Origin of the sequence: Polaribacter sp. KT 15 (assembly GCF_900143115.1) — a bacterium.
GTDB lineage: Bacteria > Bacteroidota > Bacteroidia > Flavobacteriales > Flavobacteriaceae > Polaribacter > Polaribacter marinaquae.
The window spans coordinates 158592-174598 of the sequence record NZ_LT670850.1; the positions used below are offsets into that span (position 1 = coordinate 158592).

At 29.3% G+C, this 16007-nt stretch carries 16 protein-coding genes; 8 read left to right on the forward strand and 8 right to left on the reverse strand.

All coding sequences use genetic code 11. The features are described 5' to 3' along the window. Positions 1–44: 44 nt before the first annotated feature. The 4 genes from B5464_RS00815 to B5464_RS00830 form a co-directional block, all read right to left on the reverse strand. Entirely contained in the window at positions 45–491 is a 447-nt protein-coding gene (locus B5464_RS00815) for a sterol desaturase family protein (protein ID WP_079736803.1), read from the reverse strand. After that, the gene (locus B5464_RS00820; protein ID WP_079736804.1) at positions 491–1333 is read right to left on the reverse strand and encodes a phytoene/squalene synthase family protein; all 843 of its coding nucleotides are present in this window, start codon (positions 1331–1333) and stop codon (positions 491–493) included. The genes B5464_RS00815 and B5464_RS00820 overlap by 1 nt, the downstream gene beginning before the upstream one ends. A gap of 4 nt (positions 1334–1337) precedes the next feature. Next, positions 1338–2801 (reverse strand): NAD(P)/FAD-dependent oxidoreductase, encoded by a 1464-nt coding sequence (locus B5464_RS00825; protein ID WP_079736805.1) that lies wholly within the window; start codon positions 2799–2801, stop codon positions 1338–1340. Positions 2802–2862: 61 nt separating this feature from the next. Next, positions 2863–3756 carry a MerR family transcriptional regulator gene (locus tag B5464_RS00830; RefSeq protein ID WP_231963619.1) on the reverse strand — a complete coding sequence of 298 codons (894 nt, stop codon included), beginning with the start codon at positions 3754–3756 and terminating at the stop codon, positions 2863–2865. Between the two features lie 119 nt (positions 3757–3875). Between B5464_RS00830 and B5464_RS00835 the strand changes: the two genes are divergently transcribed. From B5464_RS00835 to B5464_RS00845, 3 genes are read left to right on the forward strand one after another with little or no spacing between them, the layout of a single operon-like run. After that, the gene (locus tag B5464_RS00835) at positions 3876–4370 is read left to right on the forward strand and encodes an RNA polymerase sigma factor (protein ID WP_077809560.1); all 495 of its coding nucleotides are present in this window, start codon (positions 3876–3878) and stop codon (positions 4368–4370) included. Between the two features lie 3 nt (positions 4371–4373). After that, positions 4374–4988: a hypothetical protein gene (locus B5464_RS00840; RefSeq protein ID WP_079736807.1), complete on the forward strand. Its 615-nt coding sequence runs from the start codon at positions 4374–4376 to the stop codon at positions 4986–4988. 11 nt (positions 4989–4999) lie between these two features. Beyond that, complete coding sequence (locus tag B5464_RS00845) at positions 5000–5479, forward strand: hypothetical protein (protein WP_154066912.1); 480 nt, start codon at positions 5000–5002, stop codon at positions 5477–5479. Here the strand turns inward: B5464_RS00845 and B5464_RS00850 are convergent. Both B5464_RS00850 and B5464_RS00855 read right to left on the reverse strand, forming a co-directional pair. Further along, positions 5476–6495: a low specificity L-threonine aldolase gene (locus B5464_RS00850; RefSeq protein WP_079736809.1), complete on the reverse strand. Its 1020-nt coding sequence runs from the start codon at positions 6493–6495 to the stop codon at positions 5476–5478. The two genes, B5464_RS00845 and B5464_RS00850, sit on opposite strands and share 4 nt — an antisense overlap. A gap of 20 nt (positions 6496–6515) precedes the next feature. Beyond that, positions 6516–8930 carry a zinc-dependent metalloprotease gene (locus B5464_RS00855; RefSeq protein WP_079736810.1) on the reverse strand — a complete coding sequence of 805 codons (2415 nt, stop codon included), beginning with the start codon at positions 8928–8930 and terminating at the stop codon, positions 6516–6518. Between the two features lie 87 nt (positions 8931–9017). Between B5464_RS00855 and prfB the strand changes: the two genes are divergently transcribed. From prfB to B5464_RS00870, 3 genes are all read left to right on the forward strand, one after another. Then, positions 9018–10115 (forward strand): peptide chain release factor 2, encoded by a 1098-nt coding sequence (prfB, locus tag B5464_RS00860; protein ID WP_079736811.1) that lies wholly within the window; start codon positions 9018–9020, stop codon positions 10113–10115. 14 nt (positions 10116–10129) lie between these two features. Beyond that, the gene (gene arsC, locus B5464_RS00865; RefSeq protein ID WP_079736812.1) at positions 10130–10471 is read left to right on the forward strand and encodes an arsenate reductase (glutaredoxin); all 342 of its coding nucleotides are present in this window, start codon (positions 10130–10132) and stop codon (positions 10469–10471) included. A gap of 96 nt (positions 10472–10567) precedes the next feature. Further along, the gene (locus B5464_RS00870; protein ID WP_079736813.1) at positions 10568–13033 is read left to right on the forward strand and encodes a TonB-dependent receptor; all 2466 of its coding nucleotides are present in this window, start codon (positions 10568–10570) and stop codon (positions 13031–13033) included. Between the two features lie 142 nt (positions 13034–13175). On the opposite strand, the gene B5464_RS14395 is transcribed toward B5464_RS00870, so the two are convergent. Further along, positions 13176–13349, reverse strand: coding sequence for a hypothetical protein (locus tag B5464_RS14395; RefSeq protein WP_172830837.1), 174 nt, complete (start codon positions 13347–13349; stop codon positions 13176–13178). A 152-nt stretch (positions 13350–13501) separates the two neighbouring features. Between B5464_RS14395 and fumC the strand changes: the two genes are divergently transcribed. Further along, positions 13502–14902, forward strand: coding sequence for a class II fumarate hydratase (fumC, locus tag B5464_RS00875; protein ID WP_079736814.1), 1401 nt, complete (start codon positions 13502–13504; stop codon positions 14900–14902). A gap of 86 nt (positions 14903–14988) precedes the next feature. Continuing rightward, positions 14989–15462 (forward strand): nucleoside deaminase, encoded by a 474-nt coding sequence (locus B5464_RS00880; protein ID WP_079736815.1) that lies wholly within the window; start codon positions 14989–14991, stop codon positions 15460–15462. A 35-nt stretch (positions 15463–15497) separates the two neighbouring features. On the opposite strand, the gene B5464_RS00885 is transcribed toward B5464_RS00880, so the two are convergent. Continuing rightward, positions 15498–16007 carry a DinB family protein gene (locus B5464_RS00885; RefSeq protein WP_079736816.1) on the reverse strand — a complete coding sequence of 170 codons (510 nt, stop codon included), beginning with the start codon at positions 16005–16007 and terminating at the stop codon, positions 15498–15500.

Consider the following 16007-nt stretch of genomic DNA (forward strand, 5'->3'; position numbering starts at 1 on the left):
AAAAACTGAATAAAATTAATTATTCAGTTTTAATTTATAAGTAATTAAACTTTAGGCTTTTTAAAATATTTTAAAGGTACAAAGAGCATCCCAAAACATTGGCTATCTTCTTTCCCCATGTTTTTATGATGTATTTTATGCGCTTTTCTTAGTCCTCTTAAATAGTTGTTATTGGTATTTTTAAACCATTTAAATCTTTGATGAATTAAAACATCGTGCACTAAAAAATACGCTAAACCATAAAATAAAATACCTAAACCAATAAAAAATAAATAGGTATGTTCTGTATAAGTTCCAAAATAAAATAGTGCAATACTTGGTATCGCAAATACTACAAAAAAAGCGTCATTTTTCTCGAATCCGCTATATTTTGGTTGATGATGATCTTCATGTAAAAACCAACCAAAACCATGCATTACATATTTGTGTGTACACCAAGTTACACATTCCATTATTAAAAAAACCGCTAATGTTATAAGGGCATAAATCATTAAATAATATTTAATTTATATTTTACGTAACTTCTTGCTAATAGATTAATTTTCATAGGATTAGAAATTCTAATTCTAGAATCCATAATCTGTTCTGATGGCACCATTTTTAACTTTTTTAGTAACCTTCTGTAATATCTGTAAGCTGTATAAACTCCGAATTTTGCTTCAACCGGTAATTTTAAAATTCCGTTGCTATATGCATATTCAAAATCAGCTTCAATTTCATCAATAATTATTTGTTTAGAAGATGCATCTAATTTTCCTAAGTCAATATTTGGAAAATAAGAACGGTTTAAAGTCTCAAAATCATCTTTCAAATCTCGTAAAAAATTCACTTTTTGAAACGCAGAACCCAAACGCATTGCTGCATCTTTAAGTTCTTCGTATTTTTTATCATCTCCATCAACAAAAACTTTTAAACACATTAAACCAACTACATCTGCAGAACCATAAATATATTCGTCATACTCTTGTTTTGTATTATAAGTAGTTTTGTGTAAATCCGCTTTCATGCTCTTTAGAAAGGCTTGCACCATTTCATCTGGAATTTTATATTTCTTTATGGTATGCTGAAAAGAATTTAAAATAGGATTTAAACTAATACCATGTTCTTTAGAAAGATAATAATCTCTTTCAAAATGTTGCATCAAATGTTCTTTATCATAATCATGAAAAGAATCTACAATTTCATCTGCAAAACGCACAAAGCCGTAAATATTATAAATATCTTCTCTAATTTTTGGCGATAACATATTAACCGCAAGAGAAAATGATGTACTATATTTTTTAGTAACTAATTTGCTACAATCATTAGAAACACTATCAAATAATTCTTTCATTTTATTATTGGTTTTTAATTATTAATTCTGTTGCAATCTTTCCAGAAATTAAAGCTGGTGGCACACCTGGTCCTGGAACTGTTAATTGCCCTGTAAAATACAAATTTTTAACTTTACTACTCTTAATTTTTGGTCTTAAAAATGCAGTTTGCAATAACGTATTCGCCATTCCGTATGCATTACCTTTATAAGAGTTGTATTCTTGCTTAAAATCTTTAACACAAAAAGACCTTTTAAACAATACGTGTTTTTTAACTTCTTGGTTTGTTAAAGTTTCAAATCTATCTAAAATTTTATGAAAATATTCTTCTCTTAAAGCCTCAGTATCTTCTATTCCGGGTGCTAAAGGAATTAGAAAAAAACCTGCTTCTTTACCTTCTGGTGCAGAAGTTTTATCTGTAATAGATGTAAAATTTGCATAAAACAATGGATCTGAAGGCCATTTAGGATTATCGTAAATTTCTTTTGCATGTAATTCAAAATCAGTATCAAAAAATAATGTATGATGACTTACATTTTCTACTTTCTTATCAAAACCCACATAAAAAAGCAAAGACGAAGGCGCAAAAGTTTTCTTACTCCAGTATTTTTCTGAATACTGTTTTTCATCTTCATTCAATAAAGTTTCTGTATGATGATAATCTGCACCACTCAATACCAAATCTGTATCAATTTTTTCGCCATTTACAACTAAACCAGCAACTTCATTATTACTATTTGTAACAATTTTATCTACATTAGCATTTACTTTAAACTCTACGCCTAAACTAGTTGCTAAAGCGACCATTCCTTCAACTACTTTATACATTCCTCCTCTTGGATGCCAAGTACCTAATCCAAAATCTGCATAATTCATAAAATTATAAAAAGCAGGAGTATCACTAGGTTTTGCACCTAAAAACAACACAGGAAATTCTAATATTTTTATGAGTTTTTTACTCTTTATATTTTTTCTGACTTGTTTAGATATAGTAGAAAAAAATTGAGAAACTCTTGTAACAGTTTTTGTTGTTACCAATTCTAAAGGAGAAACACCAGGTTTATAAACTAAATCTTTTATTGCTGTATCATAATTTGATTTTGCAGAACTTATAAAGCTTTTTAAATGCTTTGCACTACCAGCCTCTTCGTTCTCAAACATTTGATAAATCTCTTCTAAATTTTCAGAAATTTTTAACGATGAGTTTTCTCCGAAATATACTTCATAGCCAGGATTTAATTTATCCAAAACATAATAATCTGATGCTTTTTTACCAAAATCTGCAAAAAACCTTTCAAAAACATCTGGCATCCAGTACCAAGACGGACCCAAATCAAAAGTGAAACCGTCTTTTTTAAATTGTCTTGCTCTACCACCTAAAGTATCATTTTTTTCTAATACTGTAACCTTATATCCTTCTTTAGCTAAATAACAAGAAGCTGATAAAGCAGAAAAACCAGAACCAATAATATATATATTTTTGCTCATATTTAATTTTGTTTAACAAATATATATAATTATTAAACATTATATTTATTTAATGTAAATTTTATATTTGTTTTAACACATCTGTAACAGTATCAAAAAATGATACATTAAAGTTATAAGTATTATGTTTTATTAAATTTGTTTTTCTACCTATTGCAATAAAATCGTGATGTGTGTTTTGTAAAATTTCTTCAATTTCCTTAAAATAGTCCTCAACTTTATCTTCATAAGGCTGCACTGTTAATGAAGTTACAAAACAAAGTTTAGTATTGTGTTTAAAGAAATAATTAAGATTGTTTAGAGGTAAATTTTGCCCCAAATAAATCGTATTATATCCTTTAAGAACTAATTCATAATTTAAATATAATAAACCTAATTCATGAATTTCGTTTTCTGGAAGAAATAATACAAAAACTTTGTCTGAAGTTGTGTTTTGCTGTTCTAAATTTTCTGTTTTTATGTGAATTTTTTGAGAAATTAAATTCGATATAAAATGTTCATGCGCTGGCAACACAGTATCTGTTTGCCATAATAAACCTATATAATTTAAAAACGGAATAAAAACATCTTTAAAAATGTCTTTAAAAGATTTAACCTCTAATAATCTATTGTAAGTTTCATTAAATAAAACTTTATCAAATTGAAGCATGGATAACTTAAATGCATTAATTGCTTCGTCGTTTAAGCCTTCTTTAAAAGCTACTTCTCTAGAATTTTCAAAAATTTCTTCATCAGTCATTTTTGCTATTTTAGATATTTTAAAGTTGTTTTTAGATAGTAAAACAACATTTAATAGCTTTTGTAAATTCTTATGAGAATAATATCTTATGTTGGTATTTGTTCTTTGTGGTTCTAGCAAATTATACCTTTTTTCCCAAATACGTATAGTATGTGCTTTTATACCAGATATATTTTCTAGGTCCTTAATCGTAAAATCTTGCTTAATATTGTTCAATGTTTCTCGTTTATTATTCAACAAATGTAAAGAAATTTAATTCAAAAAAATATTTTTTATAATAATTGTAACATTTTCTACATTTACGCTACTTATAAATAACTAACCTAATTACAAAAGTGCAAAAAGATTTAGAAGCTAAATTTTTAGTAGACTTTGAAACAAACCAAAATATTGCGCATAAAATTTGTAGAATTTATACTACAAATAAAGATGCTCATAACGATTTGTTTCAAGAAATAACCATACAAGTTTGGAAAAACTACCCAAAATTTAGGGGAGATTCTAAATTTAGTACTTGGATGTATAGAGTAGCGCTAAATACAGCAATTTCATTATATAGAAAATCTACCCGAAGAGTAAAAACTCAAGATTTTAGTGATGTTGCCTTTAAAATTAAAGCTACAGATTATGATGATACCGAAGAAGTGCAATTAAAAGCACTTTATAAAGCGATTCATAGGTTAAATGATATTGATAAAGCGCTCATTTTTTTATACTTAGAAGATAAACCGTATAAAGAAATTTCGGAAACACTAGGAATATCCAGTGTAAATGCAAGAGTTAAAATGAATAGAGCAAAAGAAAAGTTAAAAAACATTCTAAACCCATAAACTATGGATTTATTAGATAATTATAAAAAAGCCTGGAAAAATCAACCAGAAGAAGAAAGTAAATTTTCTACTGTAGAAATTTACAAACTTGCACAATCTAGATCATCATCTATTGTAAAATGGATATTTATTATTGGTATTTTAGAATTTGTAATTTTAAATTCTATGTACTTTTTTGTTGATATGGATGAAGCGTATGACGAATACAAAAAGTTAGGTTTAGAGAACTTTGTATATTATTCACAAATATTAGCCTATTTAATAATTTTCTATTTTTTGATAATGTTTTATAAGAACTACCAAAAAATTTCAACATCTGATTCTACAAAATTGTTGATGAAGAAAATTCTTAAAACTAGAAAAACTGTTAGAAACTACATGCTATTTAATTTAGGTTACATGGCTTTATTGCTAATAATTGTTTCTGTAGCTAATATCAATTTAAATATTGATGATTTATCAAGAAAGCAAATACTACTTATTGTATTACTAACATTGGTAGTTACAATAGTAGCTTTAGCTATATTGTGGTTATTTTATCAATTACTTTATGGATTTTTATTAAGAAAACTAAATAGAAATTATAAAGAATTAGCTAAATTAGACGGCAACTTATAAAATTAAATGCTATGAAAAAGATTTTTTTACTTGTATGCCTATGTTTATCTATGTCTTTATTTTCTCAAAAGTCAGATTTTTGGGAAAACGTACAATTTGGCGGTGGTGTTAGTTTAGGTTTCGGAAGCCAAACTACTATTGGTATTTCACCGAGTGCCATATATAATTTTGATAACGGTTTTGCCTTAGGTGCAGGTTTAAATTATTTGTATTCAGAAATTAACGATTTTTCTACAAGTGTTTATGGCGCAAGTATTATCTCTTTATATCAAACAAAATTTGGTGTGCAATTATCTGGTGAATTTGATTATAATTTTGCGAATCAAAAAGATCAATTTGCATCTGTAAATACAAATTTCCCAGCACTACACTTGGGTGTGGCTTACAACCAAGGTAGATTTGCTGTCGGAATTAGATATGATGTTTTATATGATGAAAATAAAAGTGTTTTTGCTTCACCTATTTCTCCTATAGTTCGCTTTTACTTCTAAAAATTTTTTAATTCTCTTAATAAGATTTCATGCATCTCATTGGTATAGTCTAAATGCGTTACAATTCTTATTTTACCTTCTCCCATAGGAGTTAATAAAATATTTTTGTCTTTCATTTTAGCTATAAAATTGTCTGCTCCTATTTCTTTATCAACATAAAAAATAACAATATTTGTTTCTATACTTTCTACTTTTGTAATGTAAGAACAAGATTTTAAAACAATTCCTATTTCTTTTGCTTTTTGATGATCTTCAGCCAATCTATTTACATGATTGTCTAATGCGTAAATTCCGGCAGCTGCTAAAAAACCAACTTGTCTCATACCACCACCCAATAATTTTCTTAACCTTAAGGCTTTTTCTATATCTTTTTTAGAACCTAATAAGATTGATCCAATTGGGGCACCTAAACCTTTTGATAAACAGATAGAAATAGTATCAAACAATTGCCCATATTGTTTTGGAGTTTCATTTTTAGCGACTAAAGCATTAAATAAACGTGCTCCGTCTAAATGAAATTTTAAATTATTATCTTTAGTTACTTTTTTAATTTTTTCTAATTCAAAAAAATCCCAACATGCTCCACCACCTTTGTTTGTTGTATTTTCTATACAAACTAATTTATTAAAAGGTAAATATATTTGAGGTGTTGTACTAGCAACTTCTTCTAACTGTTCTGCAGTAAACATACCTCTGTTACCATCAATCAATTTACAAGTTACACCAGAATTAAAAGCAACACCACCACCTTCGTAATTATAAACATGTGCATATTTATCGCAAATTAATTGATCACCTGGTTGTGTATGTAATTTTATAGCTGTTTGATTTGCCATCGTACCAGAAGGAAAAAATAAAGCAGCTTCCATACCAAACATTTTAGCAGCTTTTTCTTGCAATTCATTTACCGTAGGATCCATGTTAAAAACATCATCACCAACTTTAGCACTCATCATCGAAGCCAACATTTCTTTTGTTGGTCTTGTAACTGTATCCGAAATTAAATCTATAATCATGTATTAATCTTTCTAAACTTTTAATTAAAACTTCCTATTGGCGAACCATCTGGAATTTTTGGTGCTCTTGTTTTTTTAAATGACGCTGGATTTTTCATAAAATTATCTATCATTTTAATCAATGATAAATTATACATTTTCTGAACTCCTGTTTTATTCGTGTTTTTTAAATAATCTTTAATCTCATTTAAATTATAATCTACAATTGCATTTACTTGTTTGTACTGATTTTTATTAGCTGCTAAATAAAATAATTGTTCTAAAAGCTTAACATTTATAACATTTTGAAGTTCTTGGTAATAAGAATCGTTGTAATTCTTTTTTATTGATTTTGTAATCAATTCTTGCAATAACTCATTGAAACCTAAATTATTCTTGTTTAAGCTTTTATGAGCTACTAATCTAGAAACTCTTTGCGGATTCAATAATAAATTCAACGTCATTTCACTTGCTGTTTCTACTGCACTAAAAGCATCAAACTCTACACCTAATTTACTTTTAAAAGATTCTCTAGATCTACCAAACCCCATTGCTCTTGGCGGAAATAAAGACAACTTATCTTTCGGAATTGCGATTTCATTTACATCAATAGTTTTTAAAACAGCTTGCAATGCTATTCTTTCTGATGCACCAGAAGCGTTTTTTACAACTGTTTCTTTACCATCTTTTACTGCATAAGAATACTCTAAACCACCAATAATTTTCACAGTAGCTTCTGTTTGAAATCTATGGAAAAAATACAGCGGAACAAATACATCTTCTAAAACAGAATATGGTTGATTAGATTTTATATTATCCGTAGAAAAATCTTGAATTGCATTTTTTCTAATTTCTAAAATATTATATAATTCGTCGTGAACATTGCCACCATTATCCCACAAATGCGCAGAAATACTTGCACTTCCTTGTGGTCTAGCATCAGAATCTGATAAGTATTTTAAACCTTTTGCAGTTGCATTATCTAAAATTTTATTCAGTTCGTTTTCTTCATCCTTTTCAAAATCTTGATAAAAATATGCAACAGTAACTTTATCCCAATCACCTATTTTATCATCATAAGCCTTAGAAAAATCAATTTTACCATTTTTTAATGAAAACTGCGGATGCGGATAATCCATAACAGAAGCTCTACCATTTGTACTTGCAGCAAAATTATGTGCAAAGCCTAATGTATGCCCTATTTCGTGTGCAGATAATTGTCTAATTCTTGCAATTGCCATTTGCAAAGCAAAATCATCTTCTGCTTTTTTATTCTTATAAGGTGCTTGTAAAGCTTGTGCTATTAAAAAATCTTGACGAATTCTTAAACTCCCCAAACTAACATGCCCTTTTAAAATTTCACCTGTTCTTGGGTCAGAAATACTTCCACCGTAACTCCAACCTCTTGTAGATCTATGAACCCATTGTACCATGTTGTAACGAATATCTAAAGGGTCTGCACCTTCTGGCAACATTTTCATTTGAAAAGCATCTTTGTAACCAATTGCCTCAAAAGCTTGATTCCACCATCTACCACCTTCTAATAAAGCCGAACGTACAGGTTCTGGTGTACCTCTGTCTAAATAATAAATTATAGGTTCTACAGCTTCAGAAACTGCGGCTTTCGGATTTTTCTTTTCTAATCGATGTCTATAAACAAATCGTTTTGTAATCGATTCGTTTACAGGAGTTGCATAATCTAAATAAGACATTGGATAACCTCCAGATCTTGGATCAAATTTTCTTGGTTTGTAATTATCATCTGGTAATTCTACAAAAGAATGGTGTTGGTGTACAGTAACCAAACTTGCATCTGGCGTAACACTTCTAATATTATAACCTCTAGCACTTCCTTTAAAAGTTAATAAAACATCGAATTCTACATTTTTTGGAAACGCTTTGGTACGCTCTAAATTAAATGCAGATTTGCTTTTATCTAAACTATAATTACCTTGATTATTTCTTGCCAAAGTTCTTGCAACACCATGCGCATCTCTCATAAAAAAAGAGGTTGCATCAACCAAAAACTTGCCATTTTTTTCTTCTTTGATTACAAAACCATGTAAAACAGATTTAGCAAAGGCTTCTTTTACAGATTGCTTTTCTTCTTTATTAGAAGTTATTGCTCTAAAATCTTGATTTGGCTGAACAAGTAATAATTTATTACCCGCTTTTTTAAAATGCACAACTACGCCGCTACCCAATTGGCCTCGATCTAACCCAATATCGTTAGAACCCACACCTTCTGAAAGAGAACGAACATATAAAAAATCTGAATCTATTTTTTCTACTTGAAGGTAAATTTTATCTGAATTTACATCATAATAATACGTAAAATAACCTTCGTATTTTGTAATTCCTTTTTGCATTTTGTCACTTTTTTTATCAGTAAAAAATTGCGAAAATCCATCAAAAGAAATTGTAATAAAAAAGAGAATAAGTAGTAGTTTTTTCATGTTTGGTATATTTTTTATAAATCTATAAAATAACTATCAACTTAAAAAACAAGAAATCTTAAAATTTCATTTATTTTTGCTTTATATATGGTTACACAAGAACAGTTAAAAGACATAGCTACAAGAATAGATAAATTAAAATCTTATTTAGAAATTGATAAAAAACTCATTGAAATTGCCAATGAGGAAGAAAAAACTGCAAACCCAGATTTTTGGAACAACCCAAAAGAAGCAGAAGTATTGATGAAAGAATTAAGGTTCAAAAAAAAGTGGGTAGAAGACTACAATAAAACCATTTCTTTATATGAAGACACAAATGTGCTATATGAATTTTATAAAGAAGGCGAAGTAGATGAAAGTGAAGTAATAGCCCAGTTTGAAAAAACAAGTACTTTTTTAGAAGATTTAGAATTTAAAAATATGCTTTCTGATGAAGGAGATTCTTTATCTGCAACGATACAAATTAATGCAGGTGCTGGCGGAACAGAAAGTTGCGATTGGGTAGAAATGTTATCGAGAATGTACACAATGTGGGCAGAAAAACAAGGTTACAAACTTAAAACTTTAAATTATCAAGCTGGCGATGTTGTTGGTATTAAAACTATAACTATAGAAATTGAAGGCGATTATGCTTTTGGTTGGCTAAAAGGAGAAAATGGTGTGCATCGATTGGTTAGAATTTCTCCGTTTGACTCGAATGCAAAAAGACATACAACTTTTGGTTCTGTTTACGTTTTTCCGGTTGCTGATGATTCTATAGAAATTGAAATTAATCCTGCTGATATTGAAATTGTAACTGCTAGATCTAGTGGTGCCGGCGGACAAAATGTAAATAAAGTTGAAACAAAAGTACAACTAACACATAAACCAACCGGAATTCAAATTTCTTGCTCTAACTCTAGATCTCAACACGATAATAGAGCTACAGCTTTAAAAATGTTAAAATCTCAATTGTATGAAATCGAGTTGCAGAAACAACAAGCAACACGAGACGAAATAGAATCTGGAAAATTAAAAAATGAATGGGGAAGCCAAATTAGAAACTACGTAATGCATCCTTATAAATTAGTAAAAGATGTTAGAACTGCCCATGAAACCGGTAATGTAGATAATGTAATGAATGGTGATATTAATCCGTTTTTAAAATCTTATTTAATGATGAACGGACAAAAAGAAACCTCTTAAAAATAATCCTAATTATGATAAAAATATACCACAATCCGCGTTGTTCTAAATCTAGACAAGGTTTAGCAATATTAGAAGAATCTAAAAAAGAGTTCGAAATAGTTAAATATTTAGAAGAAATTCCATCAGAAAAAGAATTAAAAGCTATTATTGAAAAACTAGGCGTCTCTCCTATTCAATTAGTTAGAAAAACAGAAAAAATCTGGAAAGAAAATTTTAAAGGAAAAGAGCTTTCTGATGATGAAATAGTTACTGCTATGATAGAAAATCCTAAATTAATAGAAAGACCAATAGTTATAAATAACAACAAAGCAGTAATTGGTAGACCTCCAGAAAATATTGCTACAATTTTATAGTTAAAAATGAATTAGCATTTCTTTAACTTTTCTTTAACTGAGTTGGATTAAACTATAAATGATTTTTGTAGTCTTAAAAGAAAACCCAACTCAGTTTTGACAAAAAAATTTACATTCTTTATTTGTTGTTTATTTACTATTTCAACAACATTCTCGCAAAGCAAAGACGCTGCAAACACAATTAAAATTTTTGGTAAAGTTATAGATGCTAAAACTAATCAACCTTTAGAATATGCAACTATAATTATAAAAAACACCAAAACAGAAAAAGTTTCTGGAGGAATTACAGATCTAGACGGAAACTTTTCGATTCAACTACCAAAAGCCAATTATCAAATTAGTGTAGAATTTATCTCTTTTAAATCGATAAGTTTTCCTGCAGAAGAAATTACATCTAACAAAAATTTAGGTACAATTAAACTAGCAGAAGATACTAATAGTTTAAATGAAATTGTAATTGTAGCAGAAAAATCTACAGTAGATATTCGTTTAGATAAAAAGATTTACAATGTTGGTAAAGATATGACAGTAAAAGGTGGTACCGCTTCTGATGTTTTAGACAATGTACCTTCTGTTGATGTTGATCCGGAAGGAGCAGTAAGTTTAAGAGGAAGTGAAAACGTAAGAATTTTAATTGATGGAAAACCATCTGCTTTAGTAGGTTTAAATGGTGCAGATGCCTTAAGACAATTACCTTCTGATGCCATAGAACGTGTAGAAGTTATTACATCACCATCTGCAAGATATGATGCTGAAGGTACCGCAGGAATTTTAAATATTATTTTAAGAAAAGGAAAAGCCGTTGGATTTAATGGTTCTGTAAATGTTACTGTAGGTGATCCGCAGAACTATCAAGGTGCCGTAAATTTAAATATGCGTACAGAAAAAGTTAATGTTTTTTCTAATTTTGGATATAATGATAGAAAAGGACCTGGTAATTATTTAGCAGATATTACTTATTTATCTGACGGTGCAATCGATAGTTTAAGAACAGAAAAAAGAAACTTCGACAGAAATCGTGCTGGTTTTAATGGTAATGTAGGTTTAGAGTATTATTTAAATGATGATAGTTCTATTACAGGTACTGTTTTTGTAAGAAGTTCTAATAACAATTCTTATTCTACAAACAACATAAGTTCTTTTGATCCTTCTGGTAACAATTTATACAACTCGGTAAGAATTCAAGATGAAGACGAAAAAGACGAATCTTTACAATTCTCTTTAAATTATGCTAATAACTTTAATGATAAAGGTCATAAACTTACTGTTGATTATCAGTACAACGCTAGTAATGAATTTGAAAGTGCAGATATTTTTGACACAAATTTAGAGTTTAATTCAACAAAAGAGATTTCTGTTGACAACCTATTTCAGGCAGATTATGTTTTACCAATCGGAGAAAGTGCACAATTTGAAGCTGGTTATAGAGGTAATTTTCAAGATTTAACTTCTAATTATCTAGTTGTTGCTCCTAATTTAGATCCAAGATTTAATCCGTCTAATAACTTAGAATTTACTCAAAACGTTAATGCATTTTACACTCAATTCGGAAACAAGATAAATAAGTTCTCTTATTTATTAGGTTTAAGAGCAGAAATTACAGCAATAGATATAAATCTTTTAACAACTCAAGAAAATTATAAGAAAAGATTTACAGACTTTTTTCCTACCGTAAATTTAGGTTATGAAGTTAACGATGATCAAAGCTTTACTTTAGGTTATAGTAGAAGATTAAGAAGACCAAGATCTCGTTTTTTAAATCCGTTTGAAAACAGAGCCAGCGAAACTGTTATTTCTAAAGGTAACGTTAACTTAGACCCAACTTATACAAATTCTTTTGACTTAGGTTACTTAAACCGTTGGGGAAAATTAACATTAAACTCTTCTATCTATTATCAGCATTCTACAAACAACATTGTACGAGTAAACAGAGAAGAAGTGAGAATTATAAATAATAAAGAAACAAATGTATTGGTTAGAGAGCCTATTAATTTGGCTTCGGAAGATAGAATGGGCTTCGAGTTTAATGCCAACTACAATCCGTCTAGAAAAATAAAGCTTTCTGGTAGTTTTAACTTTTTTCAGTTTGAAACAAACGGAGAATATACTTATGATATAACAAACCCAACAACGAATACAGTTACAAGTGTTACACAAGATTTTGATGCAAAAAATACATCTTGGTTTACAAGGTTTGACGCAAGAGTTAGCTTGCCTTTAGATATCGAATGGCAAACAAGATTGTTTTACAGAGGACCAAGAAGTGATGCTCAGAGCGACACAGACGGAGTTTTCTCTGCAAACTTAGCTTTTAGTAAAGATATTTTAAAAGACAAAGGTACATTGGTCTTAAATGTTAGTGATGTTTTTAACTCTAGAAAATATGTAACAAACGCTTTTGCACCAAGTAGAGAAAACCCTACAAATATTTCGAACCAAACCTTTCAATGGCGTGTTCGTCAAGTTTCTTTAAACTTTACATATAGATTTAATCAGAATAAAAGCCAGAAAGAAAGAAACCAACAACAAAGAGATGATGATGGTGGCGGAGACGAGTTTTAATATTAAACGCTCAGAGTTTTATAAAACTCTGAGCGTTTATATTTAGATAGAAAATTAATTATGTAAAATCCCTCAAAATTAAAAACAAAAAAACTCGTTCAAATAAATTGAACGAGTTTTTTTAATATCTTAAGAAAAAAGACTATTTACCTTCTGCTGCCTTTTTTGCATCACTTTTTAGTTTTAAATTTTCCCAAATAGTTCCACCAATCCAATAAGGTACTACAAATGTTAACAAGAAAATTAACAACCAAAAACCAGCTGTAAAAATAAACATAAATAAAACTAAACCTGAAAATTGTGAAAAATCTAACATTTATATATTTTGAAAAATTATTACAGCAAAAATAATACTAATTTTTAAAAATTACTATCAAAAATTATTTTTTTTCAATAGTATTTAATAGTTTGTTTTATTAAGATTTAGCTTAGTTTTTGTAAATTTGTTCGATCTAAAATAAAGTTAAAATGTCAAAATACAGAATAGAAAAAGACACAATGGGAAATGTAGAAGTTCCTGCTGATAAATATTGGGGAGCACAAACACAACGTTCTCGAAACAATTTTAAAATTGGTGCCGCAGCTTCTATGCCTTTAGAAATAGTATATGGTTTTGCATATTTAAAAAAAGCAGCAGCTTTTACAAATGCAGAGTTAGGAGTTTTAGCTACAGAAAAAAGAGATTTAATTGCACAAGTTTGTGATGAAATTTTAGAAGGTAAACTAGATGATCAATTTCCATTAGTTATATGGCAAACAGGTTCTGGTACGCAATCTAATATGAATGTAAATGAGGTTATCGCAAACAGGGCCCATGAAATAGCTGGAAAAGTTATCGGTGAAGGTGAGAAAACAATTCAACCCAATGATGATGTTAACAAATCTCAATCTTCTAACGATACATTTCCAACAGGAATGCATATTGCAATTTATAAAAAGATTAAAGAGACAACAATACCAGGAATAATAAAACTTAGAAATACTTTAAATGATAAAGCCGTTGCTTTTAAAGATGTAGTTAAAATTGGTAGAACTCACTTAATGGATGCTACACCTTTAACTTTAGGGCAAGAATTTTCTGGTTATGTAGCGCAATTAGATTTTGGCTTAAAAGCTTTAGAAAATACTTTAGCACATTTAAGTCAGTTAGCACTTGGTGGTACAGCTGTGGGTACAGGTTTAAATACACCTGCAGGTTATGATGTAATGGTTGCTAAATATATAGCAGAGTTTACGGATTTACCTTTTATTACTGCAGAAAATAAATTCGAAGCTTTAGCTGCTCATGATGCATTGGTAGAAACACATGGCGCTTTAAAGCAAATTGCCGTTTCTTTAAATAAAATAGCAAACGATATTCGTTTAATGTCTTCTGGACCAAGATCTGGAATAGGAGAAATTATTATCCCTGCAAACGAACCAGGGTCTTCTATAATGCCAGGTAAAGTAAATCCTACACAAGCAGAAGCAATAACAATGGTTTGTGCGCAAGTTTTGGGTAATGATGTTGCCGTAACAATTGGTGGTACGCAAGGTCATTATGAACTTAATGTTTTTAAACCAATGATGGCTGCAAATGTTTTACAATCTGCACAATTAATTGGTGACGCATGTGTTTCTTTTGAAGAAAATTGTGTTACAGGTATAGAGCCAAATCACTCTAGAATTACAGAGTTGGTAAATAACTCTTTAATGTTAGTTACTGCCTTAAACACCAAAATAGGATATTACAAAGCTGCAGAAATAGCTAATACTGCTCATGCTAACGGAACAACACTAAAAACAGAAGCTGTTCGTTTAGGGTATGTTACTGAAGCAGAATATGACGAATGGGTTAAACCAGAAGAAATGACTGGTAGCTTAAAATAAAATTGAAATTACAAGAATTAAAAGCTGTAATTAATTTTGCAGCTTTTTTTTGGCTTAAAAAATAATTATAAATAAAGTTAATGAAGATGACAAATCACGAAGGATTTATGAGTGAAGCAGTAAAAGCTGCATTAAAAGGAATGAGTAACAATGAAGGAGGACCTTTTGGTTGTATTGTTGTAAAAAACGGTGAAATTGTAGGTAGAGGAAACAACAAGGTTACTTCTACAAACGATCCAACAGCACACGCAGAGGTTACTGCAATAAGAGATGCTTGTAAAAACTTAAACTCTTTTCAGTTAGATGGCTGTATTGTTTACACTTCTTGTGAACCTTGTCCTATGTGCTTAGGTGCAATCTATTGGGCAAGACCTGATAAAGTTTATTACGGAAGCAATCAGCAAGATGCTGCAAATATTGGTTTTGATGATGAGTTTATATATAAAGAAATTCCGTTACCTTACGAAAAAAGAAGTATTCCTTTTGAACAAATTGGAAGAGAAATTGCTTTAGAACCTTTTCAAAAATGGTCTGAAAAAGAAGACAAAACCGAATATTAAATAAAAAAACCGAAGCTTAAATGCTTCGGTTTTTTTTACAAATATCTTTCTTTTATAATATTTACATGATGTAATTGGTGACCTGAGAATAAATAACCTAATGCCCTAACTGAAATTGAGTTTTTAGAAGCAATTCCTTTTCTTAAAAGAGCTTCTGAAGTAAAACTTTTAAACATTTGTATGGTTGATTTTCTTAAAACATTCATTTCTGAAAGTAACTCATAAAAATATCTATCGTTTGCATTATCATTATCAACAAAAATATCTTGATCAAAACCTGGCAATTCTGTTTTATCATTTCTGGCGAAACATAATGCTCTGTAACAAAATACTCTCTCCGTATCTATTACATGTTGTATCAGTTCTTTTAACGTCCATTTACCTTCATCATAAGCATAGTTATGTTTTTCTACAGGTAAATTGTCTAATAAATTATGAAACTCTTTTTGAGATGCTTCTAAATTATCAATTATAGACATCTCTTTTACAGAAACCAACTGCATGTATTGCTCAAAATAAGGTGCGTATTCTGATTTAGAAATCAT

Coding starts and splice junctions, on each gene's coding strand:
- B5464_RS00855 (WP_079736810.1), bottom strand. CDS start 8,930: ATGAAAAAACTACTACTTATTCTCTTTTTTATTACAATTTCTTTTGAT.
- B5464_RS00825 (WP_079736805.1), bottom strand. CDS start 2,801: ATGAGCAAAAATATATATATTATTGGTTCTGGTTTTTCTGCTTTATCA.
- B5464_RS00815 (WP_079736803.1), bottom strand. CDS start 491: ATGATTTATGCCCTTATAACATTAGCGGTTTTTTTAATAATGGAATGT.
- prfB (WP_079736811.1), top strand. CDS start 9,018: ATGGTTACACAAGAACAGTTAAAAGACATAGCTACAAGAATAGATAAA.
- B5464_RS00820 (WP_079736804.1), bottom strand. CDS start 1,333: ATGAAAGAATTATTTGATAGTGTTTCTAATGATTGTAGCAAATTAGTT.
- B5464_RS00850 (WP_079736809.1), bottom strand. CDS start 6,495: ATGATTATAGATTTAATTTCGGATACAGTTACAAGACCAACAAAAGAA.
- arsC (WP_079736812.1), top strand. CDS start 10,130: ATGATAAAAATATACCACAATCCGCGTTGTTCTAAATCTAGACAAGGT.
- B5464_RS00885 (WP_079736816.1), bottom strand. CDS start 16,007: ATGATTTCTAAATCAGAATACGCACCTTATTTTGAGCAATACATGCAG.
- fumC (WP_079736814.1), top strand. CDS start 13,502: ATGTCAAAATACAGAATAGAAAAAGACACAATGGGAAATGTAGAAGTT.
- B5464_RS00840 (WP_079736807.1), top strand. CDS start 4,374: ATGGATTTATTAGATAATTATAAAAAAGCCTGGAAAAATCAACCAGAA.
- B5464_RS00880 (WP_079736815.1), top strand. CDS start 14,989: ATGACAAATCACGAAGGATTTATGAGTGAAGCAGTAAAAGCTGCATTA.
- B5464_RS00845 (WP_154066912.1), top strand. CDS start 5,000: ATGAAAAAGATTTTTTTACTTGTATGCCTATGTTTATCTATGTCTTTA.
- B5464_RS14395 (WP_172830837.1), bottom strand. CDS start 13,349: ATGTTAGATTTTTCACAATTTTCAGGTTTAGTTTTATTTATGTTTATT.